We start from the raw sequence: 24,961 nt of genomic DNA, 5'->3' as shown, positions 1-24,961 counted from the left end.
CCGACAGGAGTCATGCAGTGAGATCTCTTCAGCGCATCGCCGCCCTGACCATCGCGGCAGCGGCCCTCGCCCTGCCCGCCCGGGCCGCGCTCGCCGACACCGCCCAGGAGGCGCCCGAGCCCGTCAAGCTCACCTGCATCGCCTGGGGCGGCGGGCTGCAGAACGAGAACTGGGACATCCTCGTCCAGCTCAACCCCGACGGGACCGCCAAGTCGGCCGAGCAGCAGGGCGATGCCTACATGACCGGTATCGGCATCTTCAAGGTGGAGCGCACCGACCCGGCGAAGATCACCATCTCCCCCGACGGGCGGGAACTGAAGTTCTACGGCACCAGCCTGGTCAGCGCCGGCTTCTCGAACTTCGCCTACACCAACGCGGGGACGTGCCGGGCCACCTTCACCTTCCCCAACCCCGCCAAGGCGGTCGTCAACCTCACTCCCGCCTCCTAGCGGCCGCCCTGACGACCGGCTGCGGCGATCGCCACAGCACGACCGCCCTTCCCGCACGAACCCTCGCCGAAAGGAAGTGAAACACCGCTACAAGCTCCTCGCCGGCCTCCGGCGGCCCGTTTGCGTTCGTCACGACTGACGGAGATCAGGGATATGACGCGGGTTCGGAGGCAGTTGAAATCCGATCACGTGGCCGGCAAGTCGTCGGCGAGGAGCATCCGATCACGAGGGCGCCTCCACCTGAGCGCCTCACAGCAGGTCGCGAACGACCTGGGTGCCGGCGAGACGGTCGCGCAGAGTGCGAGCGGCCGGGTCGACCACCGCCCACAGCCCGTCCACCAAGAGCACGACCAGCCCGAACTGTGACACGCAGACGAGGACCGGGAAGACGAGCGCGCGGACCGCGGCCCTGCGCCAGCCCGGCCAGTGGCCGGTGTCGGCGGAGACGACGCGGAGGCGCATGAGCCGCTTGCCGAACGTCCGTCCCGTCAGGACGTAAAGGAACGCGGCCGCGGCGGCAAGCAGCGATGCCGCTTCGTTGACCCTGAACCAGTTCAGGAGACCGTAGTCCCATCTGCTGAGCCGCCCCTCGAACAGGCCCAGGAAGGCGACGAAAATCACGTAGTCGATGGCCAACGCCGCTCCCCGGCGGCCGGGGAACCCACTGGGCCAGGTTTCCCTCGCCGTCCTGGTGGCCAGCAGCACCAGCGACGCGGAGACCAGGAGGGCCGAGTGCGCAGGCCCATAGGCTCTCAGCACGGTCGCGAACCACTCGCCGCTGAGAACGGGGATCGTCGAGCACCCGTCCTCATGCATATAGGAAGGGCTGGCCGGTCCGACGATCGCAAGGAGGGCGAGCAGGCCGGCCACGCGGCGGCCGACGATGGCCCCGTTCCCGGTGGCAGCCGACATGAGGTACCCCGTGAGGACGAGGACCGAGGGCACGCCGCACAGGACGGCCGCATTCGCGATGTCGTAGGCGTCCCCCAGAGGGGCCGACGCAAGTCTGGCGAGGCCGAAGCCGCCTCCGTCAAAGAACCCCACGCAGCCGAGGACGGCATAGGAGGACCCGTACTCGATCTGCCAGGCGTCCCAGGTCGGGTACGCGGCGGCGGCCAGGGCGGCCGCCCAAGCGAGCTGGGCTGATCGCGACAAGATGATCTCCGTTTTTCGCGACACCCTAGCGGCATGGGACGCCTGCCCTGTTGCCTGTCTCTAACGGTGGCGGGTCCCACTGCAGGACGATGGCCTCGGTCTCGTCGACGGGTGAGACGCAGGCGCAGCCCCGTCAGGTGCGACGGTTGCCCGCGTGCCAGCCGGGGAGGCGACCCGCATCCACGTCAGGATCAGCGTGACGGCAACCGGCATGGAGACGGCATCTCATCCTGATCCTGCGGAGGCTGTACAGGCCGACACGACAGCGGGGAGAACCCCGGCCACAGCTATCCACAATGACACTGGGCGGCACCGATCCAGCCGACTCATAATCCCTGGGTCGTGGGTTCAAGTCCTCTAAGACGCGCCCTCATTCCCTCCTTTTCGGGGGTACCGAGATCCATGAAGATCTTCAGAGCCTGCTGCCATACTTCGGTGGCGGCGGCGATGTGCTCGGTGATGTACAGGGCGTCGCCGATGGCGCGATGAGCGCAGGCCTGGCCGTATGGATGGCTGATCGAGATGGCCAGCGTCAAGGCTTGATGGTGATGTTCGAGGGCTTCAGCCGGGTCGTCCATGGAGCATGCCGCTTGCTCCAGGCCGTTCAACGCGGTGATCTTCGTGACGGGGTCGCCGGCCTCGGCGACCAGGGCCAGGGCCTGGTGGTGGCAGTCGCGGGCTTGGCGGTGGCGGTTCAACCGCACATGGAGGTTGCCGAGTTCGACCAGCGTGCCCGCCTGGTTCGCAAGGCTGCCCGCCTCGCGGCCGAGGGCCAGGGACCGGTCGTGATGGTCGAGGGCCTTCTGGTGGCGTCCCTGCATCCCGTGGGCGACGCCGAGATTGTTCAGCGCGATGATCTCCATCGTCCGGTAACCGAACCGGCGGGCGATGGTGAGGGCCGACCGGCAGTGACTCGCGCCCAGCTCGTAGCGTCCCAGCCGGCAGTAGGTGAAGCCGAGGTTGTTCAGGGCGCGGCCCTCGTCCATCGGATCACCGACCTCGCGCGCGCAGGAGAGGGCTTGTATCAGGTGGTGGACGGCACGTGGGTAGTGCCCCAGCCGCTCGTGGTTGATGCTCGCCGCAGATATCGCCGCCGCCCATTTCGGCAGGACCCTGAGCTGAGCCTGCCCTGACGAGGGCGGGGCGACCGCCATACGCGAGTCGCGTTTTCTATGGAGATGATTGATGGCCGAGCGGGCCAAGGTAATGCCGGGTAATGAAGTGCTCTCCCGAGAGTCTCTTGCTCAATACTTGACGCAGTGGTCCAGGGATGCTGGAGTCAACGTAGAGATATGGGCGCTTCCAGATGAAATCGTACCGGCCCACGTGATGGCGGCGGTCTCCGTCTGCATCACCGAGGCCTTATCCAATATCGAAAAATGCGGCCAGGTTCGCACTGTCTCTGTCGTCATCACGGTCAGCACATCCGGCTTGAGGCTGACGATCAGTGACGACGGACAAAGGTTCGAGACGCTTCGTCCTGGTTTTGGGATCGCTGTGATGCGGGCTGCGATTGGCGGTTCCTTCAGCATCAATGGCACGCCGGGCGGCGATATCACGATCAGCGGCGCAGTGCCACGTACGCGCTGGTAGATATATTAGATGTACTACGTGTACGAGCGCTTTTAGGCTCGTCTTGTTCACGACCAAGGCGTTGGCTTTAGATGTGTTCCTCTTCGAGATGCTGACCTCGATGTGCGCGCCGGCAATTCGCCGCGCGTGGGCCTCTGGCAACCCCGCTGACGAAAGGTCCATTCGTGAACCCCCTCTTCCCGGACAACTACTCCGAGCCCGTTATCGGACTCGTCATGTTCCTCGTCACTCTGTTCGTCATCGGCAAACTGCTCGTACCGCGCATACAGAAGACGCTGGCCGAGCGGGCCGACGCGATTGACGGCGGAATGATGAGGGCAGAGGAGGCCCGCGCCGAGGCCCGGAATCTGGAGCGGCAATACCGCGAGCGGCTGGAAGCGGCCCGGCGCGACGCGGCGCTGCTGCGGGAGGAGGCCCGCGAGCAGGGCGCGCAGATCGGGGCTGAGCTCCGCGCGCAGGCGCAGGCGCAGGCTCGCCACCTCATCGGGACGGCGCACGCCCAGATCGAGGCTGACAGGCAGGCGGCGTTCGCCCAACTCCGCCCGGAGATCGGCCGTCTGTCGACCGACCTGGCGGGCCGCGTCATTGGGGAGTCATTGGAGGTGGACGTGCGGGATACCGGCATCGTGGAGCGATTCCTGGACGAGCTGGACAACCGAACGGTCTCGTGAGGTAACGCGGCCACCGATACCCCTGGGCCGCGCTTCATCGATGCGAGCCCGAGCCCAGGCATACCAGCGCGGGCACGTGGCGCCCTGCCCGGCGCGGTAGCGGTTCCGGTGCCGGTCGGCCACCCCGCGCCGCGGCCTCGGCCGGCCATGTGTGCTCGGGCAGGTGGAGCCGTCGATCCAGCAGCGTCCGCCCCGCTGGGGTGGTGTAGGCCAGGATCACCCCGATCTGGCGGTTCTCGATCCGGCCCGCCGTGCCGCTGCCTGTACGTGAAGTGCCGGCCGTGGCGCGGGTGGGCGAGCGGCTGTTCTGGGGTGACGGGCGGGCGGTCGGCGGCGTCACCGTGCTCAGCGCCTGCCTGGGCGCAGGCATGCCACTGCTGATTGCCGCCTCACTCAGGAGCCGCGACCCCAAGCCGATGGACGGTTTCTCAGGAGTTCCGGCTCACGATCGCCCGCGAGTGGTGGCAAGGCGCGGTCGACGATCCGGTTTCTCGTTCCTCACCATCGGCTCACCGGGTATCGGAGCGGAGGCCGCAGCTGCTTCATCCTGTCGCCTCCCTCAGCGCGAGATCCGGAACACGCATGGAACACCGTCTCCGGGTGAGAGAAGAGCGCGGGGATGCCCGGTCGGCGTGCGGCTAAGAGAATGATGGGCGGGACAACCCTGATCGAGAGGCGTCGATGACTGAAGAGAGCGCGGAGGTGTTCGTCTCGGTCGCGGAGCGGGTGAGACGGAGCCTCGCGGACGCGTCACCGGGAGAGCGGCAGGTCGCCCGGGTCCTTCTGGCCAACTATCCGGCGGCCGGGCTGGAGACGGCCGCGCGGCTGGCCAAGCGCGCGGGGGTGAGCGCGCCGACGGTCGTGCGGTTCGTGGCCGGACTGGGCTTCGCCGGCTACCGGGCGTTCCAGCAGGCGCTGCGGGAGGAGATCGAGGCCCGGCGGGCGTCGCCGCTCACGCTCGGTCAGCAGGTGGGGGAGGGGGTTCTGAGGCTGTCAGCGGCGGCGGCCTTCCGTCAGCGGCTGGAGGAGTCGTTCGCCGCGCTGTCCGACGCCGAACTCGACGAGGTCCTCGCGCTGCTGGCGGACACGACGCGGCGGATCACACTGATCGGCGGCCGCTACTCGCACATCCTCGCCGAGTATCTGGACATGCACCTGAGGCTGCTCCGCCCGGCGACAAGGGTGCTCGACGCGCGGCCGGAGAACATGGCGGCGTTCTGTGCGGACGCGGGACGCCGGGACGTGGTCGTGGTGTTCGACTATCGCCGCTACCAGCGAGACATCGTGGAGTTCGCGCGGCGCGTGCACGATCGGGGCGCCAAGATCGTGCTCTTCACCGATCCCTGGCTGTCACCCGCTTCGGACGTCGCCGACCTCGTCATCCCGGCCCGCGTCGAGGCGCCGAGCCCGTTCGACAGCCTCGTCCCTGCGATGGCACAGGTCGAGACGGTGGTCGCGGGCGTGACCCAGCGGCTGGGCGAGGCCGGCGAGACCCGCCTGCGGCAGGTCGAGGAGATCGCGGGGCACGTCACGATGGACTAGTGAAACAAAAATTTCAAACCTGACTCTTGACGGGCGTCATGAATGTTCTATTTCATGCTGGGAAGTGGGCCGCGCGACCGCCGGCCCGTCTCCGCCCCCTCTCGGGAGGTGCCATGCCGGAACAACTGCGCCCGCCTCGCAAACTACGACTGTGGGAAGCGCTCGCTCTGTCCGTCGGGCTCATGGGTCCCACACTCGCCATGGCGCTCAACGGCGCGGGTGTGGCGGGCACGGTGGGCAAGGCGGTGCCGCTCGTCTTCGTCCTGGGCCTGATCGGCGTGGCGTTGGTCGCCTATGGATTCGTCCGGCTGACGCGCCATTTCAACCACGCGGGCTCGGTCTACGCGCTGGCCGGAGTGACCCTCGGCCCCCGTGCCGGATTCTTCGGCGGATTCGCCCTGCTCGGCACCTACCTGTTCTTCGCCGTGTGCACGCTGGCCGCCACGGCGGTGTTCACCGAAGCCTTCGTGTCCGCTCTCGGCCTGTCCTGGAGCGTGCCCTGGTTCGCCGTGGCGGTCGTGACGGCCGCGGGTGTCTGGGTGGTCAACTCCCGCGAATCCCGCGTGACGGCTCGCACGCTGCTGCTCGTCGAAGGTGTCGGTATCCTCGGCATGCTCGTGCTCAGCGCGATCATCGTGGCCCGCGCGGGGGCGGGCACCGCGCCCGGCGGTCAGACGCTCGACCTGTCGGTCTTCGGTATGGAGGGCACCACCGTGGGCGCGGTGATGACCGCCACCGTGTTCGCGTTCCTGTCCTGGGCCGGATTCGAGGCGTGCGCGTCGCTCGGCGAGGAGACCGCCGACCCGCGCCGCAACATCCCGCGTGCCCTGGCCGGCAGCGTGCTGCTGACCGGTGTGCTGTACGTCTTCGTGATGTTCGCCCAAACCATCGGCTTCGGCACCGGCGAGAGCGGGGTGTCCGCCTTCGCCGGGGCGGAGTCGTCGCTGTCCGCCCTCGCCGAGGCCTACGTCGGCACCTGGTTCTCCCTCGTGATCGCCTTCACCGCGATGGCGTCGGCGTTCGCGGCCTCCATCAGCTCGTCGGCGGCGGCGAGCCGGCTGCTGTTCGCGCTCTCCCGTGACGGCTTCGGCCCACGCGTCCTGGCCCGCACCGATCCCCGAACGGGGGTGCCCTCCGTCTCGCTGGTCGTCGCTCTCGCCGTGGCCGCGCTCGCCGACGTGTTCCTCGACCTGGGCGGAGTGAGCGCCTTCGACGCCTACTACTGGTTCGCCACCCTCGGCGTGCTCTGCCTGCTGGTGGCCTATGCCGTCGCGGGGGCGGGTGTCGTCGCGTTCATCGTGAACGGGCGCGGCGGGATCCCGAAGCGCGAGATCGCGATCCCGGTGCTGGCCATCGCCTACCTGTGCTTCGTCTTCTACAACCAGTCGGCGGGGCAGGACAGCCCACTCAGCTACTTCCCGTGGATCGCCGCGGCCTGGTGCCTGGTCGGCCTGGCCGTCGTACTGGCCGCTCCCGGCCTGGCCGGTCGGATCGGGGAGGGCCTCAGCGCCGAGCTGGCCCGTCCCGAGGAGCAGGCGGTCGCCGGGGCGGGAAGGACGGCATGAACGTCTTCATCGCGACCTGCGACCTGGCCGGGCACACGCGCGGCCGTGCCGTACCCGCCTCCAGAGAGGCCGCGGTGCTACGCGGCGGCACCGGCTGGGTGCCCGCCGACCTGGCTCTGACCTGCTTCGGGACCATCGCCGAGAATCCGTTCGGCTCGACGGGCGACCTGCGGCTGCTGCCCGCCCCTGCCACGCGCGCCGACATCCCGGCCGACGGCGACGTGCCGGGGACGCGGCTGTACCTGGCCGGGCAGACGCTGCCGGACGGCACGCCGTGGGAGTGCTGCCCCCGCGCCTTCCTCGCCGACGCCGTCGAGGAACTGCGGGCGGAGCTGGGACTCGTCCCGGTGGCCTCGTTCGAGCACGAATTCACTCTGACCGGGCCGCGATCGCCGGACTCCACAGGGCCGTTCTCCTTCGAGAGATACAGGGCCGCGGAGCCGTTCGGCTCCGATCTGGTGGCGCTCCTCGAACGGAACGGGTTCGCGCCCGAGACCTGGCTGCCCGAGTACGGCGAGGCACAGCACGAGATCACGCTCGCCCCCACCGACGCCCTCGCCGCCGCCGACCGGGCCGTGCTGCTGCGAGAGCTCGTCCGCGACCTCGCCAGGCGGCGCGGGCTGCGCGCCTGCTTCGCGCCCATCCTGCACCCAGAGGGCAGCGGCAACGGCGTGCACATCCACCTGTCGTTCAAGGGCGGGGCCATGCACGACCCCGGCAGGCCGGGAGGCCTGTCGGAGCCGGCCGCCAGGTTCTGTGCGGGAATCCTGCGGCACGCCGCCGCGCTCACCGCGGTGACCGCGGCGAGCCCGGTGTCGTTCCTGCGCCTCACCCCACACCGGTGGAGCGCGGGCGGGGTGTTCCTCGCCGAGCGGAACAGGGAGGCGATGCTGCGCATCTGCCCTGGTTCGGGAGACGAGTTCAACGTCGAGTTCCGCGCGGCCGACGCGACCGCCAACCCATGGCTCGCGCTCGGCGTCCTGCTCAGGGCCGGCCTGGAGGGGATCCGCCGCGGCTACCCTGAGCCGGTCGTCTGGCCGGAGTCGGTGACCGAGGCGGAGCTCGCGGCCGTGCCGCCGCTGCCGAAGTCGCAGGACGAGGCGCTCGACGCCCTCGAGGCCGACCAGGTCGTGCGCGGCCTGTTCGCGCCCGACCTCATCGACACGTACCTGTCGGTCAAGCGGACGGAATCGCGAGCGCTCGACGGCCTGGACGACGTGGAAAGCTGCCGGAGGATCGCTGATGTCTTCTGAGTCTCTCGATCAGTCGATCGAGGCCATCGCGCTGGTGGACCACCATGTCCACGGCGCCTCGGGCAACGACCTGTCCAGGGCGGAGTTCGAGGAGCTCATCACCGAGTCGGACCGGCCGGTACCCGGCTGGATGAGTCAGTTCGACTCCCAGATCGGCTTCGCGATCCTGCGGCACTGCGCGCCCGTGCTGGGTCTCGACCCGCACGCGCCGCCCGACGCGTATATGGCGCGACGTGCCGAGCTCGGAGCCGCGGAGGTGAACAGGCGGCTGCTCACCGCGAGCGGGATCGGCCACTTCCTTGTGGAGACCGGCTATCGCGGCGACGAGATCCTCGGCACCGCCGGCATGGCCGAGGTCACCGGGCGGCCCGCCGAGGAGGTCGTGCGCTTGGAGGCGGTGGCCGAGCAGGTGGTGTCCGAGGGTGTCAGCGCGGCCGGGTTCGCCGCGCGCTTCGCCGAACTGCTGTGGAAGCGCAGCCGTACGGCCCGCGGTCTCAAGACGATCGTCGCCTACCGCCACGGGCTCGATCTCGACCCGAGCCCGCCCACCCCCGCCGAGGTCACGGCGGCGGCGGGGCGATGGCTGCGGGCGATCGAGGAGACCGCGACGGTCCGGGTCGACGATCCGGTGCTGCTGCGTCACCTGATCTGGACCGGGATCGAGCGCGGGCTTCCGCTGCAGTTCCACATCGGCTACGGAGATCCTGACGTCGACCTGCACCGCTCAGACCCACTGCTGTTGCGGGGGCTCATCGAGCGGGCCGAGCCCAGCGGCGTACCTCTGCTCCTGCTGCACTGCTATCCGTTCCACCGCAACGCGGGCTACCTCGCCCAGGTCTACCCCAACGTCTACTTCGACGTGGGCCTCGGAGTGAACTACACCGGAGCGCGCAGCGTGGCCGTCGTGGCGGAGAGCCTGGAGCTGGCGCCGTTCGCCAAGATTCTCTTCTCCTCCGACGCCTGGGGCCCGGCCGAGCTGCACCACCTGGGAGCGTTGCTGTGGCGCCGGGCGATGACCCGTGTCCTTGGCGGTTTCGTGGCCGGCGGGGAGTGGTCGCCGGCCCAGGCGGTCCGGGTGGCCACCATGATCGGCGAGGACAACGCGCGTCGCGTCTACCGCCTGGGAGACGACGCGTGACGGATCGGATCGAGCGCACCCCGAGCGAGACGCGCGAACGCCTGCTCGCCGCGCTGCGCGCCGAGCTCCCCGCGGCCTGCGAGCTGCGGCGCAGGCTGCACGCCGAGCCGTGCGTGTCCGGGCAGGAAGGGCCGACCCTCAAGCAGGTGCTCGACGCCCTGCCCGCCGCGGCGGCACCGGATCCGGTGGCCGGCACCGGCGCCCTGGTCCGCATCGGCGGCGACGGCCCCGCGGTCGGCGTGCGCGGCGAGCTCGACGCCCTGCCGATCACGGAACAGACGGGGGTGCCCTGGGCGGCCACCAACGGTGCCATGCACGCCTGCGGTCACGACGTCCACCTCGCCGCGTTGGTCGCGCTGGCCAGGGCGGTCGACAGGACCGGCGGTCCCGCGCCGCTGATCGCGGTGCTGCAGCCGCGCGAGGAGACCTACCCGTCGGGCGCGCTCGACATCGTCGAGTCGGGCGCGCTCGCCGCGCACCAGGTGCGGGCCATGGTCGCCGCGCACGTCCAGCCCGTGCTCGGCGGCGGAACGGTGGCCTGCACCCCCGGCCCGGTCAACGCCTGCGCCGACGAGTTCACACTCATCGTCAGGGGCAGCGGCGGGCACGCCGCCTACCCGCATCTAACCAGGGACCCGATACCGGCGCTTGCCCAGATCATCGTGGCCGCGCAGCAGCTCGTCAGCCGCGACGCCGACCCGATGGTGGGCACCGTGGTCACCTTCGGGACGCTTGAGGCGGGCACCGCGCCCAACGCCATCCCGGGTGAGGCCGTTACCCGGGGCACGCTCAGGACGATGTCGGAGTCCTGGCGGGCCCAGCTTCACGAACGTTTTCGCGCGGTCGCGGAGGGTGTCGCCAAGGCGCACGGGTGCGAGGCCGAGGTGCGGATCCTCCGTGGCGAGCCGGTGCTCGTGAACGACGCCCGCCTCGCCGCCGAGGCCGCCGCGCTGCTCGGCGGCTTCGGCCACACGGTGTCGGCGCCGCTCCGGTCGTGCGGCGCCGACGACTTCGCCTACTTCGCCGCCGAGGTGCCGTCGCTGATGCTCTTCGTCGGCACCGACACGACGGCGGGGCTGCATGCTCCCACGTTTCTGCCCGCGGACGAGAGCGTGGCGGCGGTCGCGGAAAGCCTGCTGGCCGCCTATCTCGCCGCGGCGCGGATCCTCGTCGAGCCTGGGGGTGCCGAGAACGGTGCCACCTCCCTGGCCTGCGGCGCATCCCTCGGACAGCAGTGGTAGACGCTTCGCCACGTGACCGTCACACGGGTGCCGGGACCCGTCGGCCGTACCGGATGGCCAGGCAGATCGCCCAGGCGCTCCAGGCGAGGTAGCCGACGAAGTTGGCCAGGTCGGCGCCGCGCAGCCCGAGCGGGACCAGGACACCGGCCGCGACCGCCAGGGCCGAGGCGGCGCCCAGCGCGGCGAACCAGCGCGGCGGCCGAGGGAGGGCGGCCAGGACCAGGAGCGTCCAGGCCGCGGTGAGCAGGTAGCCCAGGGTCTCGCCGATTCCGGTGCCCAGATATCCGTGGAGCGCGGCGAAGACGGTCTGCGCGCTGCGCGGGTCCGCCGCGTCGACCAGAGCGGGCACCGCGAACGGCCAGCGCAGCAGCCCCAGCGCCTGGACGAGGCCGGCCAGCACACCCGCGTGCACCGACAAGGTGGCGGCGGGGCCGGGCGGGAGGCGCCGCCCGAGCAGGACCGCGGACGGGACGAGGGCCGCGGCGCCCAGGGCGAGCAGCAGGAACCAGGCGCTGATCGCGGCCTGGTCGGCGGCGAACGCGGCCAGGATGCGGGCGGGAGGCTCGGCGAGCACGCCGGGGTAGCCGAAGACCGCGCCCAGCCCGACGAAGGCGAGGTTGGCGGCGAGCACGCCGGCGATCAAGGTCCATCTCATGGAAGCTCCTAACTCTGAACGGTGTTTAACATTAAACACCGTATAGGGTTTCCTTGTGAAGAGAGGACCGCAGCGCTCGGTGAACACCGAGACCGTGCTGGACGCCGCCCTGGAGCTCCTTGACGCGGGCGCGCTCACCATGAGGGCCCTGGCCGCCCGGCTGGGCCTGACGCCCGGGGCGCTCTACACCTACTTCCCTGACCGGGCCGCGATCGTGACCGCGCTGGCCGACCGGCTGCTCGGCCAGGCCAACCTCGACCTGCTGGAGCACGGCGGGGGCAGCCCCGCGGAACGGATCGTCGCGTTCGCACTGAACCTGCGCGAGGTGCTGATGCGTCATCCGGCGGCCGTGCCCGCCATCCTGGGTGCGGCGTTCAACGGGCCGGTCGCGCTGCGCGTCGGCGAGAGCCTGCTGGGCGCCCTGCCCGACCCGCGCGCCGCCTACACCGTCATGGTCTACGTCCTGGGCTCGATCGCGCTGGAGGCGGCGGAAACCGGGAGCCCGGTCGCGCCGGAAGCCGAGCGGATCGCCGCCCGCAGGGCCGCCTTCGCCGTCGACCCCGCGGCCTTCCCGCGCACGCACGCCGCGGCCGACGCCATCGCCGCCTACGTCTCCACCGAGCAGTTCCGCTGGGGCCTGGAACGCGTGCTCTCCGCGCTGTAGTACCCCAGCCGTTGATCGGTGGCCGTGATCCGCCTGCGACACGCAGGTGCCTCAGCCGTCGAGCGGCTCAGTCGCGTCCGCGATCACTCGGCCCTGATGGGGATCTCCTCGATCGAGGAGACCTGGGTCGCGGTCACCTGGATGTCTGGCGCCCTGGCGATCGAGTTCGGGCTCGAGGCCCGGCGGGAGAGACTCGCCGGGGCGGCCTACCAGGTGCTGTGCGAGGGCAGACGTCTACCCCCAGCGAACCGTCAGTCGACCAACAGCGGCCCCCGGCAGGGTGAAGGCACGAACCGGACCTGAGGAGCAGATCATGTCGACGAGGATGACCACGGCTGAGCGGGAGAGCTTCCTGGCCGAGACGCACATCGGGGTGCTGAGCGTGGCGGGTTCGGACGGGCGGCCGCCCATGGCGGTGCCCATCTGGTACGGCTACGAGCCCGGCGGTGAGATCACGTTCGCCACGAGCCCTGACAGCGTGAAGATGGCCCTGATCCGCGAAGCGGGCCAGATCGGATTCACGGCGCAACAGGAGGCGATGCCGTACAAGTACGTCTCCATTGAAGGTCCCGTCGTGGGTTATGAGCCAACCGATGTGGATGAGTACCGCAAGTGGTCGATTCGCTACCTCGGCTCCGAGGCGGGCGAGCGGTTCTTCGACAACATCAAGGATTTCGTGCGGACGATGGTCACCGTCCGCGTGCGGCCCGAGCGCTGGCGTACCTACGACTTCGGTAAGGAGTTCAGCGGCTAGCTCGTCCCGTTCGTGTTCGAGCCGCGAACGTGATCACGCATGGCTCTGTCCTCTGAGCGCGGCCCGTTCACGACGGTTTCGTCACCGACCCGAGCAGCGCCGTGGACGGCTTCGACGCTGACCGATGCACAGGTGTTCCACATGTCAAAGGTATGCACCTGGCCAGATGGTTGAAAGCTTCATCATCGCACGACCGGATTCATCGCAGTTCCGGGAAATCGGCCCGGGTCTCGCCCGGGGGCACAATTGATTCGACGTGGAGTGATCTCAATGACCAAGCTGAAGAACCTTCTCGCAGTCGGCACAGTAGCGGCCTTCGCTCTCATCGCACCCGTGGCAGTGGCGGCCCAGTCCGCCGGCGCCGACACCGTGGCCAGGTCCACCGCCAGCACATCCGCTCTCGTTGTCCAACTCGATGGCGGTGGCAGCGCCAACGGCGCAGCCAATGGCAGCAGCCGCCGCTGATACAGGACTAACAAACGAGATGCTTGGAAACTGTTGGAAGGAAATGAAGAGGCGCCCGGAAGTCATCCTTTCCGGCGCCTTTTCGTCGTTACCTCGTCGACCTGAACATGCGCCGACGAGACGGCTCGGCGGCATCCTTCACGCATACTCTCATGCGGCTTTAACGGCATGGATGTAATTTCTGCGGCCGCAGCCGCGATCGGCCTCCTGTCCCCAGCGCGCTGTGCAATGCCTTCAACCGGATGCTGTACCACGGTCGGCAAAGGGCGTGTCTTACGGCGAACTCCTGGCATTCCCGCTGTGATGGAAGTCCGGAACCGGACCAACCCGCTGATCGGCGGCCCCGGACAAGGAAAGGTTGAGCATTGGCCGTAAGACCGGAACTTCGCCAGGATGGGGCGATGAATGTCCCCGCAGCCGCTTCTGAACCACCGGAATCCGCACCTCAGATCCGTCCTGTAGGCGGCGGAACCGACATGGGTCTGCACGTCTACCAAGTCACCAAGTATGACCCGGTGGATCGCGACGAGCACGGCCACTACGTCGGTCCTGAGGATGTGCACGACGACCACGGTCCGGTCGAAGCGGCCTACCTGGCAGCCGTAGCCGCTTTCGCCCAAGAGACCGGGGTCACCCACCTCGCGATCCGGGACCCGGAGGTGACCGGCTTGGTCAGCTTCGGTGTGGAACCGCCGATCGACGGTCATGGCCTGGTCGGATTGTTCCCGCCCGACCTGACCGGCTACCACGACGGCGCGCAGGTGCCGATGGCCGTCGCCTTGGAACTGGTTCGGGCGATGCTGCGCGACAACGGTGCCTGGTGCCGCCTGGAGGCTGAGGACCGCTTCTTCGTCCACGTCGGTTACGACCAGTACGTGTATGTCGGCAGCGCCCTGCCATGCCCGCGCGCGGTGGAGTTCACTCACCAGCGAGGGCTCTTCGCCGAGCCGATCAGCCAGTCACCGTATGACCCGCACCTTGATGAGGACGATCGCGCGGGGCGGCGCCCCGCCGACGCGGCATTCTGGGCCGAACTGGAGGCGTTGGTCAGCAAGCGCGGCGCGGCAGTGCTGGAGGAGGGCTATGTCCAGAACGCCTCACGCTGGCACCGGATCACCCTCGATGAGATTGCCGGGATACAGGCGCGGCTCGCCCCCCGGGCTAGGTTGGCGGTCTGGCCCGATCTGTCAGCGGATGTGGACGCAGCCCTTGCCGGCCTTCACGAAGGCCTCAGCGAGATCGTCTGGCAGAACGCTCAAGGGCGTGTCACCAGCCTGACACTCGACGAAGCCGACTATCCGGCACTGCCCGCCATGCTGCCAGGAGTCCGCGCGGTGATGATCCTTTCCTGTCTCGAGGACGAGCGTGATCCGCTGATGGCTGCGGTACTGCCCGACCCCGATGGCGTGCTCCGCGCGCGATGGACCCCCTGACGCCCCCGCCGCGGATCGGATGTCCTAACACAGCCGATCAAGGTCAGTTCCTGTGGGTCCCCTCGCCAGGCCGGGGCCGCCGCCGCGCCAGGATCTTGTCTGCGCGAATGGGCGATGTTCACATCGCGCTGGCTCATGCCGCCGCCCTCGTCCCGGACAAAGACGAACGGTTGCGCCGGCGACATGGGGGCGGTGGACCGCTTGATCGTGGCCCACGCCTCTGACCTATTCGATCGCGGCCAGATCCACGACATACATCTTGTCCCCGACCGGGTAGGCCATCAGCCGGTCGAGGCCGCCGTCGGGCTCTGCCATCTGCCCCCGGGCATCCGACCGTACGCCGAGGTCGGCGGATTTGCCGGTGTCCACGTCGTAGAGGCCCACGGCCTGCATCATGTCCGGGCCGTTGAGAATGACCTTGAAGAACCGTTCGAGGCCGGCGTCATCGCCTGGACGGGAGCCGACTGGCAGCTCGCGGTCCCGTGAACCGTCGCGGTCGCGGACGAACGTGCGCAGGATCTCCTCCCACGTGAATGCGCGGCCCTTCTTGCGTACGACGTGCTTGCGGATGACCGCGCCTGAGCACCGGTCGATGCCGCACCTGACCCGTTCGTCGGCATTGACCACGGCGACGCGCCGTTCACCGGTCTCGACGTTGAGCAGTTCGCGGAAAACGGCGTCCCGCCGGTGGGTGCCCACCCACGGCCACTCCAGAATGTGGTGCCGCTCGGCGCCCTTCACCGGCTGCTGTCGGCCCCCGCTCAGCGGCACCCGGTAGACACCACCCTTCTCGTACGCGAAGACCACGTCGGAGCCCACGACGCTCAGTCCGTCGATGTGACCCTTTTTCATGACGTTGTCCAGGGGAACCTCGGTCACCAGCCGTGGCGTGCCACCGCTGGCCGGCACCGTCCAGATGCGGGCGACCCGCTGCTTGCCTGCCTCCTTGTACGACGCCCACCAGACGATGTTCCCACCCCCTGCGGCGACGCCGTCGGCGACGATCATCGAGTTCTTCGTCGGGGGGATTTCGGCGATCTGCCGGGGCTTGCCGCTGTTCAGGTCGAAGCTCCACAGGAACTGGCGGTCCCCCTCGTAGCGCCCCGTCCTACTGAAAGCCCCCGTCATGACCAGCAACGTGTGCTCGTCGAGGAGCAGTTGCGGATGGTACGTACGACCGTCGGGCAGCTTGGCCGGGATCTTGTGTACGGCCTGCGGCCACACCTCCTCGATGGGCGGCGGGATCTTGTCCACCGGCGGCTCCGCCCTGTCGCTCCTGCGCTCGGCGGGTTCGGTCGCGCTCACGGCGGGCGGCGGGGCGGCGGACGTGCGCAAGGCGTTCACCATCGTGCCCGCTCCGCCGATCACCACGATGATGGCCGCGGCGGCGAGTGCAGCGGTGGTGCGCGCCCGCCGCCGGCGATGGCCCGCCTCGACCGCCGCACTCAGCCCGGTCGACGCCTGCGGCGCCTGGTCCGCCGCCCCGGCGAGAACGCGGCTCAGCTTGTCTTCGAGATCGTTCATCGCGCGCTCCCGTGAGTCACCGGTGAGGAGGGAAGGAGGGAGGAGCGCAGCTTGTCCAGGCCCCGGGAGGCCTGACTGCGCACGGTCCCCGCAGATATGCCGAGCACCTTGGCGATCTCGGCGTCGGTGAGCTGCTCGTAGTAGCGCAGCACCAGTACGGCGCGCTGCCTGCGGGGCAGCGCGGTCAGCTCCTGCCACAGGCCTTGGTCCTCGTCGGAGGGAAAGAGCGCGTGGCTGGCCCGCTCCGGCACCTCACCGGCGAGATGCTCACGCCTGCGCCGTCGCCAGACGCTGATGTGCAGCCGCGCCATCGTGGTCCGCGCATAGCTGTGCGGATTGTCCTTTCGCCGCACCCTCGGCCAGGCGCCACGCAGCCGTACGAGGGCTTCTTGGACCAGATCGGCGGCGTCGTGAGGGTTGCCGGTCAGGACGTATCCGTAGCGGAGCAGCGCATCCGTCTGCTCGGCCACGAAGTCGTCGAAGCCGGGTGCGTCATCCAATGGTCGTCGTCCTTCCTCGCTTGTCGCGACCCAGACGACTCAAGGGGCGAAAGCGTTGCATCACGCCGCAGACATTTTCAGCGGGCCCGCGGCCAGTGAAGCGACGATGGCCCTGGAATAGATGCTTTCGTGCGGCTGTTACATTTCGGTCTGGGCCGCTAATCGGTGCGGGGTTCGATCGTGGGCAGGGGCGGCGGCTGCCCTCGAAGGCGTGGCGGCCGGCGAAACCGGCGCGGGAGCGGCCGGCACGAGAAGGCTCGACCCAGCCTGGGGCCGGCGAGGCTGGGTCATCGCGGAGCCGACCGCGTCGACCACCTCGGTGGCTGGACGATGACCGAGCAGCCGACATGAACGCGCATCCACATCCACGAGTTAGGCGATATCACTGACAGAAAGGGACACGACCGCTATGAGCGTTCCTCGACACCGCCCGTCTTCCGACCTCGCCCCCGCCCGTTCCCGTCTCTCCGGTCGAGGTCGTCGAGGAGGAACGGCACATCGGACAGGGCGAACGAGACATTGTCATCCAGGCCGAGCGTCCCGCGCCGGCCGCCTCCGCGGAGCGACTCAGTGCCCACAGCGGCACCACGGAGGCAAGGACGTAAAAGCTCAGGAAACCGGTTCGACCGACATCGACCCGCAACCACACCAGCCCGCTGACGCCGTCGCGGCCGATATCTCGCAGGTGGAGAGGTTCCAGTTCATGGCCTGGCAGTGGGATGTCAGCGCAGCCAAGAAGCTCGCAGTCGGGCGCGTCCCGGACACCCGGGTGGAGGTAGCCGCATGGGCGGCCATGGCACGACTGATCGGTATCAACTCGGATCACGTACCGAACGTGGAGCTCGATGAGCCGTTGATCGCGGTACCCGTGCCCAACGGCGAGGGGCCGATGATCATCGACGGATGGCACCGTATCTGCAAAGCCCTCAGGCGAGGAGTGCCGGAACTCGATGCTGTCGCGCTGACGTCCGATGAGGAACTGGCCTGCCGGATCCACGGCGGCGAGAAAGGCTACGGCTGGAGTAGGGCCCCCCAACCCCCGCCCGTGCGGTAGCCCTTCGGGGTGTCGTGCGGCGCATCAGATCGTCGACGCGGAACCGGAAGGTCGAACCATGATGGTGACGTTCTTCATGAGCGGTTGATCGCTCTGGGTGCTGTAGTCGCCGATGGCGCAGAGCACGTTCATCTCCGGCATGTAGCCGGCGGCGCATCCGCGCGGAATGCCGTACGGAACCGCTTTGTAGCCGTACACGCTGCGGGTGGTCCCGTCCTTGGCCGTGCTGGTGATGTCGACCTCGTCGAACAGCTTCAGACCGCGTTCGCGCATGTCGTCGGCGTTCATGAAGATCAGCGTTCGCAGGTTCTTGATGCCGCGGTAGCGGTCATTGTCCGAGTAGATGCTGGTGTTCCATTGGTCGTGGGACCGCATCGTGCCCAGCTTGAGCGTGCCGTTCACCGGGACCACGTCGGTGAGCTCCGCCGTGGAGAATTCCGCGCGCTGTGAAGGTGTGAGAAACACCAGCTCGCGGGCCGGCTGGCGGATACGGAATCCCAGAGGCAGGCGCACACGGCGATTGAAGTCCTCGAATCCGTCCAGGACCTTGGCCATGGTGTCACGGATGCGGTCGTAGTCCTCGACGTACCACTCCCAGGGCGTGGTGCTGTCCGGCAGGGCGGCGCGGGCCATGCCGGCGATGATCGCCGGTTCGGAGAGCAGGTGAGGCGAGGCGGGTCGTTTCATGCCGACGGACAGGTGCACCATGCTCATGGAGTCCTCAACCGAGGTCGACTGAAGGCCGGCTCGCTGGACGTCCTTTTCTGTGCGGCCCAGGCACGGCAGGATGAGCGCCTGGCGGCCGTGCACGAGATGGCTGCGGTTGAGTTTGGTGCTCACGTGCACGGTCAGGTCGCACTGGCGCAGAGCCTCGGCGGTATAGGGCGTGTCAGGGGCGGCGAGGGCGAAGTTCCCGCCCATGCCGACGAACACCTTGACCTGGCCGCGATGCATCGCCTCGATGGCCCGCACGGTGTCCAGACCGTGCTCCTGGGGCGGGTCGATGCCGCAGACGGCGGCCAACCGGGCAAGGAAGTCCGGGGACGGGCGATGATCGATGCCACACGTACGGTTTCCCTGGACGTTGCTGTGGCCTCGCACCGGCGAGGGGCCGGCTCCCTCCCGGCCCAGGTTGCCACGCAGCAGCAGCAGGTTGACGATTTCACGGACGGTGTCGACGCCGTGCTCGTGCTGGGTGATTCCCAGGCACCAGCTGAAGATGCTCCGGTCGGCCTCACAGTAGACGCGTGCGGCCTTCTGGATCTTTGCGCGGCTGATGCCGCTCTGCCGTTCGATCTCCTCCCATGGGGTGGATTCGCACAGGGCTTGGTAGGCCTCGAACCCCGCGGTGTGACGTTCGATGAACTCCCTGTCGAGTGCCTTGGGGTCGGTTTCGGCCTCCGCGAAGACGGCCTTCGCCATACCGCGCAGCAGGGCCATGTCGCCGCCGATCCGCGGCTGCAGGTTCAGGGTGCTGGTGCGAGTGGCCCGGAACAGCGCCATGTCCACGAAGTCGTGCGGGATGATCGCACGTCTTGCTCCGGCTTCGACGATCGGGTTGATGTGCACGATCTGGGCGCCGCGCTTGTGCGCCTCGGTCAGCGCGGTCAGCATCCTGGGGGCGTTGGAGGCGGCGTTGACCCCGAGGATGAACAACGCGTCGGTGACCTCCCAGTCCTTGAGATCGGCTGTGCCCTTGCCCGTGCCCAGCGCTGCCTGCAGCGCACGGCCGCTGGCTTCGTGACACATGTTGGAGCAGTCAGGGAGATTGTTGGTCCCCAGCTCGCGCGCCATGAGCTGGTAGAGGAAGGTCGCTTCGTTTCCGAGGCGCCCGGAGGTGTAGTACGCGGCCTGGTTCGGATCGTCGAGCTCACGCAGCCTCTGCCCGACCAGCGCGAACGCGTCCTGCCACGAGATCGGCACGTATGTGTCCGAGGTCGCCTCATACGTCATCGGGTGCGTCAGGCGGCCCTGGTCCTCCAGCTCCGCGTCACTCCAGGTGGACAGCTCGCTGACCGTGTGGGCGGCGAAGAACGCGGGGCCGACCCGCTTGTGGGTCATCTCCCAGGTGACGTGCTTGATCCCGTTCTCGCAGATGTCCAGGCGAAGCCCCTTGAGGTCGTCGGGCCAGGCGCAGCCGGGACAGTCGAAGCCCTCGCCCTCGTGGTTCATCTTCTGGATGGCGCGGGGGCCCTCCACGAATTCACGCTCCCGCAGGAGGAACTGTGAGACGCTCCTGGCCGCTCCCCAGCCCGCCGCAGGGTGGTGGTACGGGTGGTACTCCGGGGACGGATGCGCTTCGGCATCGCCTGTGGACTGTTTCGACGTGTCCTGGTCGGTCATGGCTCGCACCTCCTGCATTCCTGGGTGTCCTGTGGTCGCATGCGGCGCGTGAGCCCAGCCTGGGGCGTCATCGACGAGTTCTCCTAGGCCGCGCGGTTGCGTCCCGCATGCGCACGACGACCTCGGTGCGGTCGGGGCCCGGGGACCCGGAAGGTCAGCTCACCCCGGTGGGAGGTCGCCGGTCCAGGCGCCGCCATGCCGGCGGCAATCCGCTGTTCGTGGGCGCCTGCGGCCCGATTTCAACTGTTTCCTGCCAGGTATTCATGGCCCGCCGAGCAATGCCTGAAACCCGTGGATCTGCCCGGAATAGGTGGACCTTTCTCTGATCTGACCTGCCGTTTCCCGGCGACTCGACGTGTCGACGCCGGCTGATGGGGCACGCCCAGATCGTTCGCGAATGCGGGCCTGGCGATTCCGCCGCGCTGGTCGATCGGCGCGCGACGGGGTCTGCCCCAGAAGGTCCCGTCTGATGGCGGAATGTTACAGTTCGACCACGAACAGTGTTCGAGGCCAGATGGACCAGGTAGGGGGAGGTCGACCGGATGATCGCGGGCGAGGGGCGGAACCAGGACGAGGATGATCTGCGCGGCGGGTTGGTCGATGCGCGTAACGAGCTCGGCGCCGTCGCCGACCAGGTCGAACGGCGCGTCAACGAGCTCGGGTCCGCCATCGCGCCACCCGACAAGGAGCATGCGGGGCAGCTGGTCGTCGACGCCAGGCAGTCAATTCTGGAGGAGGTCCCCCTCGATCGGCTGCGGTCGCTCACCTCTGAGCTGCGGCAGGTCCTGCAGGGCTTGTCCACCACGGCCGCCACCGGGCAGCAGCCGTCCGGTGGGGGCGAGGAACGCACCGACGACGACATCGACACCGGGTTCACCACGCCTGAGTGACATGTCCGCGCTGAGGTCACGACATCAGCCGGTGACGATTCCGGCGACGAGGTTGAGGGTGGTGGCCAGGACGCAGGTGCCGAAGACGTACGACAGGAGGCAGTGCCGCAGCACGATCCTGCGGATCGTCGAACTGGAGACATCGGTGTCAGAGACCTGGTAGGTCATGCCCAGGTTGTAGCTGAAGTAGAGGAAGTCGCTGTACGCCGGAGGCTGCTCGGAGTTGAAGTCGATCCCGCCTGCCGATGTCTCGTAGTACAGGTACGCGTAGCGGGTGGCGTACATCAGATGAAGTGCTGCCCAGGCCATGAAGACGCCGCCGAGCGCGGTCGCGGCAGCGGCGTGACTGGCGTCCGAGTTGCCGAGAAGGAGCAGCACCACGACGGCGACCAACCCGGACAGAGCGGCCGCAACGACGACGAGTTCCTCGGTGACGGGCTGAAAGTCCTCGCGTCGCGCGTTGCTGTGAGTGGTGGATGCGTCCATGGGCCACAGCACGATCCAGCCTGTCGTGACGAAGACGGTCGCCGTCGTTGCGATACCGGAGAGAATGCCCAGCGATGCATCGGCTCGTACGCCGACGACCATGCCCGTCACCGCTCCGATGACCGCCGCGCCGGCGAGCCGCGTGACCGCGGACAGCGGCAGCAGGACGCTCATGGGACCGCAGGGGACGTGGAGTCGCTACGAGTCATCCCCATCTCATACCCCGGATCCGCAGACGAGTTCCGGACCGATCACTACCGGTGCACGCGTGCGAGGGGGAGCCCGGCCGCGAAAACAGCCGAGGCTATTCTCTTCGCATGCTGATCGTGAACGCGGGAACCGACGCGGAGCTGGCCGTGGCGGCGGCGCAGGCGGGAGCCGCCGTGGTGCGCGACATGTACGGCGCCTCGCTGACGCGGTTCGAGAAGTCCGCCGGTGACTTCGCCACGGTCGCTGACCTCGAAGCGGAGAAGGTCATCCTCGACGTCATCCGGACCGCTCGACCTGACGACGCCGCGACAGGCGAGGAGAGCGGACGGACGGGTGCGGACGGCACAGAGCGCATGTGGCTGGTCGATCCCTTGTGCGGCACGCTGAACTACGCCGTACGGAACATGCTGGTCGCGGTGAACGTCGCCCTGCGGGTGGGGACCGACATCACCGCGGCGGCCTCGGCCGATCCGTTCGCCGGAGAGGTGTTCTGGACGGACGGCGAACGCGCCTGTGTCCGCAGGGACAGCGTGGACGAGGAGCTCAGACCGTCACGCGAGTCCCGACTGGTGGATGTCAACCTCGATCCTCCCTTCCCGAACGAACCGGGCTTCCGGGCTGCCCGCCTTCTCACCGACACGGCGTTCGCCCAGCGGTTCCGGCCGCGTGTCGTCTCCACCACCCTGGCGGTGGCCTGGGTCGCCGCCGGCCGGCGAGCCGCCTACGTCACCGACGGCCATCTGCGCGACAGCGTGCACTTCGCCAGTGGGATCGCCTTGTGCCAGGCGGCCGGATGCGTGGTGACCGGCATCCACGGTCAACCGCTGCACACCGGCGCAGGCGGGCTTGTCGTGGCGGCTGACCAGGAGACGCACGCCGCATTGATCCAGATGGCCGGCAATCAGGTCCCCCTCTGACCGGGAGCCGACCTGTCTTCCCTCGCATGTCACAGACGGCTGGACTGTCTCGTCTCAGGTTTCGGAGACAGCCAGTCCAACCAGGAGGTGATGGTTGTGCGGGTGTTCGTGGCAGGCGGGACCGGGGTCGTGGGGCGGCGGCTGGTGCCGCAGCTCGTGGCTCGTGGTCACCAGGTGACGGCTACGACCACGAGCGCGGCCAAGTCGGGCATGCTGGAGCAGCTCGGCGCCGAGGCGGTCGTGATGGACGGGCTGGACGCGGTGTCGGTCGGCGAGGCGGTGGCCACTGCCCGGCCGGACGCGATCGTGCACCAGATGACCGCCATTTCCCCGGCCAACGCCGGCATGGAGCCCGACTTCAGGCACATGGATCGCTGGTTCGCCATGACCAACCGGCTGCGCACCGAGGGGACGGACCACCTGCTGGCCGCGGCCGAGGCGACCGGCGTATCCACCTTTGTCGCGCAGAGCTACGGCAACTGGAACGGAATCCGCGAGGGCGGATGGGTGAAGACCGAGGAAGACCCGCTGGACACGTACGCGGGAACGTCGCAGCACGCGGTGGCGTCGGCGATCGGCCACCTCGAGGACGCGGTCGTCAAGGCCGGCGGCGCGGTCCTGCGCTACGGCGGGCTCTACGGGCCGGGCGCCACCGACGATCAGGTCGAGCTCGTGCGCAGGCGCAAGTTCCCGCTCGTCGGGGACGGCACCGGCTATGCCTCGTGGGTGCACCTCGACGACGCGGCGAGCGCCACCGTCCTGGCCGTGGAGCAGCGGGCGAAGGGCGTGTTCAACATCGTCGACGACGAACCCGCCCCGGCCGGCGAGTGGCTGCCGTACCTGGCCATGATCGTGGGCGGTAGGCCACCGATGCGGGTCCCCAAGTGGCTGGCCCGGCTGCTGGCAGGGGAAGTGGCGGTGACGATGATGACCGAGGGGCGCGGTTTCTCCAACGCCAAGGCCAAGCGGGAACTCGGCTGGGAGCCGTGCTATCCGTCGTGGCGCCAGGGCTTCAAGGAAGGGTTGGCTTGACCCGGGTAGAGGAGTTCGAGGAGCTACGGCCGCTGCTGTTCTCGATCTCCTACCGGATCCTGGGCAGCGTGAGCGAGGCCGAGGACGCGGTCCAGGAGACCTGGCTGCGCTATGAGGCCTCCCCGACACAACCCGTATCGGCCAAGGCGTTCCTGTCGGCCGCGGTGACGCCGAGCGGTTCTTCGACGCCTTCAGGGAAGGCGACGTCGACGGGCTGCGGGAACTGCTCGCCGCCGACGTTCAGCTGGTCGGAGACGGCGGCGGCAAGGCCCCGCAGTGGAAGCACATCGTCGGTGCCGAGAACGTGGCCAGGGTGCTCGCCGCGATCGTCGCGCCGCTCGTCCGGATCGGCGTCGTGGTGGAGCCGCACGAGGTGAACGGCCAGCCGGGCGCGATCTTCCGCGACCGGGACGCCCAGGTTTTCAACGCCTGGGCGCTCGACATACTCGACGGGCGGATCCAGACGATCCGCTCGGTGATCAATCCCGACAAGCTCGGACACGTGGGTCCGGTGGCGAACCTCTGGGCGATCGTCCGCGAGGCGGGCCAGGCGCGCCGGCCCACGGCGACCTGACCCGGCCGCAGACCCTGCCGGCAGCGCTGTCCGGCGTCGACCGCCTACGGCAACGCCGCCTCGGCTCCGGTCGACCCGCGCGACATCGCCGCGGTCGCCGTCCGCGCCCTTCTCGATCAGCGCGTCGGCGAGGTGAAGCAGCCAGCAGTACGAAGACCGGCAGAGCATGGGCGAGGCCGGCGATCAGCAGCTCACGAGGGTCGGCCTCGGCCTCGTTGATCTGCGGCCGGAATGCCGCGACCGGCCGGTTGACGATGTTGTTGCTGGGGATTTGCTTTGTTGAGAGGGACGCGGCTCCGGCAGATGTGGTGAGCTGGCCGCACATTTCGGGCATTCCGTGGAGGTTCGTGGATGCAGCGGCTGAAGGTGATCTGCACAGACCAGCGCGATCGCGTGGTCGTCTCGCCGGACGGGGAGATCGACATGGCGACCGCCGAACATCTGCGGTCGCAGCTGGTGGGGGCCGTGGTCAACCGCATCGGGTCAGCGCCTGTGCTCGAGGTGGACATGAGCCAGGTGTCGTTCATGGACTGTTCGGGATTGGGCGTGCTGATCTCGTTCAAGAACAGCCTCGTGCGCGCGGGCGGTGATCTTGCCCTGACCAACGTGCCGGCCTGTGTGGATCGAGTGCTCGCCTGTCTGGGGCTCGATCACCTGCTGGAGGCTCGCGCCGAGCAGCCGCCTCAGCTTCGGCGAGCCCAGTCGGCGCCGAGTCGGTCAACGCAGTCGCGTGCACCTGATAGCGCCGGTCCTGCCGACACCCCGGCATTGGCGGCGGTCGTACCCCTGCAGGCTGACCGGCCTCCGGGGCGGATCCGACTGGACTCCGGCGGCAGGCAGGCGATCTGACGGG

General features: G+C 68.8%; 26 protein-coding genes and 2 pseudogenes. 19 read left to right on the top strand and 9 right to left on the bottom strand.

What is annotated here, in order from left to right; all coding sequences use genetic code 11:
* Nucleotides 1-17 precede the first annotated feature (17 nt).
* Nucleotides 18-449 (top strand): hypothetical protein, encoded by a 432-nt coding sequence (locus ACFSKW_RS43075; protein WP_379580185.1) that lies wholly within the window; start codon nucleotides 18-20, stop codon nucleotides 447-449.
* Nucleotides 450-698: 249 nt separating this feature from the next.
* Here the strand turns inward: ACFSKW_RS43075 and ACFSKW_RS43070 are convergent, their stop codons facing one another.
* Both ACFSKW_RS43070 and ACFSKW_RS43065 read right to left on the bottom strand, forming a co-directional pair.
* Nucleotides 699-1,604, bottom strand: coding sequence for an RDD family protein (locus tag ACFSKW_RS43070; protein ID WP_379580183.1), 906 nt, complete (start codon nucleotides 1,602-1,604; stop codon nucleotides 699-701).
* A 326-nt stretch (nucleotides 1,605-1,930) separates the two neighbouring features.
* A complete protein-coding gene (locus ACFSKW_RS43065; RefSeq protein ID WP_379580181.1) occupies nucleotides 1,931-2,758 on the bottom strand; it encodes a tetratricopeptide repeat protein in 828 nt (275 codons plus the stop codon).
* A 31-nt stretch (nucleotides 2,759-2,789) separates the two neighbouring features.
* Between ACFSKW_RS43065 and ACFSKW_RS43060 the strand changes: the two genes are divergently transcribed.
* The gene (locus tag ACFSKW_RS43060) at nucleotides 2,790-3,197 is read left to right on the top strand and encodes a sensor histidine kinase (RefSeq protein ID WP_379580180.1); all 408 of its coding nucleotides are present in this window, start codon (nucleotides 2,790-2,792) and stop codon (nucleotides 3,195-3,197) included.
* Nucleotides 3,198-3,361: 164 nt separating this feature from the next.
* Entirely contained in the window at nucleotides 3,362-3,868 is a 507-nt protein-coding gene (locus tag ACFSKW_RS43055; protein ID WP_379580178.1) for a F0F1 ATP synthase subunit B, read from the top strand.
* A 10-nt stretch (nucleotides 3,869-3,878) separates the two neighbouring features.
* Here ACFSKW_RS43055 and ACFSKW_RS43050 read toward each other — a convergent pair.
* Nucleotides 3,879-4,151 (bottom strand): annotated as a pseudogene (locus ACFSKW_RS43050) (IS701 family transposase); the annotation flags it as partial.
* Nucleotides 4,152-4,549: 398 nt separating this feature from the next.
* On the opposite strand from ACFSKW_RS43050, the gene ACFSKW_RS43045 reads away from it, so the two are divergent.
* The 5 genes from ACFSKW_RS43045 (at nucleotide 4,550) to ACFSKW_RS43025 (ending at nucleotide 10,607) form a co-directional block, all read left to right on the top strand.
* A complete protein-coding gene (locus ACFSKW_RS43045; protein WP_379580175.1) occupies nucleotides 4,550-5,410 on the top strand; it encodes a MurR/RpiR family transcriptional regulator in 861 nt (286 codons plus the stop codon).
* Between the two features lie 113 nt (nucleotides 5,411-5,523).
* A complete protein-coding gene (locus tag ACFSKW_RS43040; RefSeq protein WP_379580173.1) occupies nucleotides 5,524-6,975 on the top strand; it encodes an APC family permease in 1,452 nt (483 codons plus the stop codon).
* Complete coding sequence (locus ACFSKW_RS43035; RefSeq protein ID WP_379580171.1) at nucleotides 6,972-8,228, top strand: type I glutamate--ammonia ligase; 1,257 nt, start codon at nucleotides 6,972-6,974, stop codon at nucleotides 8,226-8,228. The genes ACFSKW_RS43040 and ACFSKW_RS43035 overlap by 4 nt, the downstream gene beginning before the upstream one ends.
* Nucleotides 8,218-9,366, top strand: coding sequence for an amidohydrolase family protein (locus ACFSKW_RS43030; RefSeq protein WP_379580170.1), 1,149 nt, complete (start codon nucleotides 8,218-8,220; stop codon nucleotides 9,364-9,366). Before ACFSKW_RS43035 ends, ACFSKW_RS43030 begins: the two co-directional genes overlap by 11 nt.
* Complete coding sequence (locus ACFSKW_RS43025) at nucleotides 9,363-10,607, top strand: M20 metallopeptidase family protein (protein WP_379580168.1); 1,245 nt, start codon at nucleotides 9,363-9,365, stop codon at nucleotides 10,605-10,607. The genes ACFSKW_RS43030 and ACFSKW_RS43025 overlap by 4 nt, the downstream gene beginning before the upstream one ends.
* 19 nt (nucleotides 10,608-10,626) lie before the next feature.
* On the opposite strand, the gene ACFSKW_RS43020 is transcribed toward ACFSKW_RS43025, so the two are convergent.
* Nucleotides 10,627-11,262 (bottom strand): DUF4386 family protein, encoded by a 636-nt coding sequence (locus tag ACFSKW_RS43020; RefSeq protein ID WP_379580166.1) that lies wholly within the window; start codon nucleotides 11,260-11,262, stop codon nucleotides 10,627-10,629.
* Nucleotides 11,263-11,317: 55 nt separating this feature from the next.
* On the opposite strand from ACFSKW_RS43020, the gene ACFSKW_RS43015 reads away from it, so the two are divergent.
* The 4 genes from ACFSKW_RS43015 (at nucleotide 11,318) to ACFSKW_RS43000 (ending at nucleotide 14,578) form a co-directional block, all read left to right on the top strand.
* A complete protein-coding gene (locus ACFSKW_RS43015) occupies nucleotides 11,318-11,926 on the top strand; it encodes a TetR/AcrR family transcriptional regulator (RefSeq protein ID WP_379580164.1) in 609 nt (202 codons plus the stop codon).
* A gap of 313 nt (nucleotides 11,927-12,239) precedes the next feature.
* The gene (locus ACFSKW_RS43010; protein WP_379580162.1) at nucleotides 12,240-12,680 is read left to right on the top strand and encodes a pyridoxamine 5'-phosphate oxidase family protein; all 441 of its coding nucleotides are present in this window, start codon (nucleotides 12,240-12,242) and stop codon (nucleotides 12,678-12,680) included.
* 270 nt (nucleotides 12,681-12,950) lie between these two features.
* Nucleotides 12,951-13,145 (top strand): hypothetical protein, encoded by a 195-nt coding sequence (locus tag ACFSKW_RS43005; RefSeq protein WP_379580160.1) that lies wholly within the window; start codon nucleotides 12,951-12,953, stop codon nucleotides 13,143-13,145.
* 476 nt (nucleotides 13,146-13,621) lie between these two features.
* Nucleotides 13,622-14,578 carry an RNA-binding protein gene (locus tag ACFSKW_RS43000; RefSeq protein WP_379580158.1) on the top strand — a complete coding sequence of 319 codons (957 nt, stop codon included), beginning with the start codon at nucleotides 13,622-13,624 and terminating at the stop codon, nucleotides 14,576-14,578.
* A gap of 225 nt (nucleotides 14,579-14,803) precedes the next feature.
* Here ACFSKW_RS43000 and ACFSKW_RS42995 read toward each other — a convergent pair whose 3' ends face one another.
* Both ACFSKW_RS42995 and ACFSKW_RS42990 read right to left on the bottom strand, forming a co-directional pair.
* The gene (locus ACFSKW_RS42995; RefSeq protein ID WP_379580156.1) at nucleotides 14,804-16,102 is read right to left on the bottom strand and encodes a TolB family protein; all 1,299 of its coding nucleotides are present in this window, start codon (nucleotides 16,100-16,102) and stop codon (nucleotides 14,804-14,806) included.
* On the bottom strand, nucleotides 16,099-16,602 hold the full coding sequence (locus tag ACFSKW_RS42990) for a SigE family RNA polymerase sigma factor (RefSeq protein ID WP_379580154.1): 504 nt from the start codon (nucleotides 16,600-16,602) through the stop codon (nucleotides 16,099-16,101). Before ACFSKW_RS42990 ends, ACFSKW_RS42995 begins: the two co-directional genes overlap by 4 nt.
* A gap of 703 nt (nucleotides 16,603-17,305) precedes the next feature.
* Between ACFSKW_RS42990 and ACFSKW_RS42985 the strand changes: the two genes are divergently transcribed.
* The gene (locus ACFSKW_RS42985) at nucleotides 17,306-17,656 is read left to right on the top strand and encodes a hypothetical protein (RefSeq protein ID WP_379580152.1); all 351 of its coding nucleotides are present in this window, start codon (nucleotides 17,306-17,308) and stop codon (nucleotides 17,654-17,656) included.
* Between the two features lie 24 nt (nucleotides 17,657-17,680).
* On the opposite strand, the gene ACFSKW_RS42980 is transcribed toward ACFSKW_RS42985, so the two are convergent.
* A complete protein-coding gene (locus tag ACFSKW_RS42980) occupies nucleotides 17,681-19,999 on the bottom strand; it encodes an FdhF/YdeP family oxidoreductase (RefSeq protein WP_379580150.1) in 2,319 nt (772 codons plus the stop codon).
* A 542-nt stretch (nucleotides 20,000-20,541) separates the two neighbouring features.
* Between ACFSKW_RS42980 and ACFSKW_RS42975 the strand changes: the two genes are divergently transcribed.
* Nucleotides 20,542-20,889, top strand: coding sequence for a hypothetical protein (locus ACFSKW_RS42975; RefSeq protein ID WP_379580148.1), 348 nt, complete (start codon nucleotides 20,542-20,544; stop codon nucleotides 20,887-20,889).
* Between the two features lie 24 nt (nucleotides 20,890-20,913).
* Here ACFSKW_RS42975 and ACFSKW_RS42970 read toward each other — a convergent pair whose 3' ends face one another.
* Complete coding sequence (locus ACFSKW_RS42970; protein ID WP_379580147.1) at nucleotides 20,914-21,549, bottom strand: DUF1345 domain-containing protein; 636 nt, start codon at nucleotides 21,547-21,549, stop codon at nucleotides 20,914-20,916.
* A gap of 143 nt (nucleotides 21,550-21,692) precedes the next feature.
* Between ACFSKW_RS42970 and ACFSKW_RS42965 the strand changes: the two genes are divergently transcribed.
* From ACFSKW_RS42965 to ACFSKW_RS42955, 3 genes and pseudogenes are all read left to right on the top strand, one after another.
* Nucleotides 21,693-22,502: an inositol monophosphatase family protein gene (locus tag ACFSKW_RS42965; protein WP_379580145.1), complete on the top strand. Its 810-nt coding sequence runs from the start codon at nucleotides 21,693-21,695 to the stop codon at nucleotides 22,500-22,502.
* A gap of 96 nt (nucleotides 22,503-22,598) precedes the next feature.
* Nucleotides 22,599-23,534 (top strand): NAD-dependent epimerase/dehydratase family protein, encoded by a 936-nt coding sequence (locus ACFSKW_RS42960; RefSeq protein ID WP_379580143.1) that lies wholly within the window; start codon nucleotides 22,599-22,601, stop codon nucleotides 23,532-23,534.
* Nucleotides 23,489-23,629, top strand: a pseudogene (locus ACFSKW_RS42955) (hypothetical protein); the annotation flags it as partial. The gene ACFSKW_RS42960 and the pseudogene ACFSKW_RS42955, both read left to right, overlap by 46 nt.
* A 14-nt stretch (nucleotides 23,630-23,643) precedes the next feature.
* Here ACFSKW_RS42955 and ACFSKW_RS42950 read toward each other — a convergent pair.
* Complete coding sequence (locus ACFSKW_RS42950) at nucleotides 23,644-23,820, bottom strand: hypothetical protein (protein ID WP_379580282.1); 177 nt, start codon at nucleotides 23,818-23,820, stop codon at nucleotides 23,644-23,646.
* On the opposite strand from ACFSKW_RS42950, the gene ACFSKW_RS42945 reads away from it, so the two are divergent.
* Entirely contained in the window at nucleotides 23,749-24,108 is a 360-nt protein-coding gene (locus ACFSKW_RS42945) for a sigma-70 family RNA polymerase sigma factor family protein (RefSeq protein ID WP_379580280.1), read from the top strand. The two genes, ACFSKW_RS42950 and ACFSKW_RS42945, sit on opposite strands and share 72 nt — an antisense overlap.
* 351 nt (nucleotides 24,109-24,459) lie before the next feature.
* Entirely contained in the window at nucleotides 24,460-24,957 is a 498-nt protein-coding gene (locus ACFSKW_RS42940) for an STAS domain-containing protein (RefSeq protein WP_379580141.1), read from the top strand.
* Nucleotides 24,958-24,961 lie beyond the last annotated feature (4 nt).

This window comes from Nonomuraea mangrovi, assembly GCF_042681425.1.
Lineage (GTDB): Bacteria > Actinomycetota > Actinomycetes > Streptosporangiales > Streptosporangiaceae > Nonomuraea > Nonomuraea mangrovi.
This window is presented reverse-complemented; position numbering and strand designations above follow the sequence as displayed.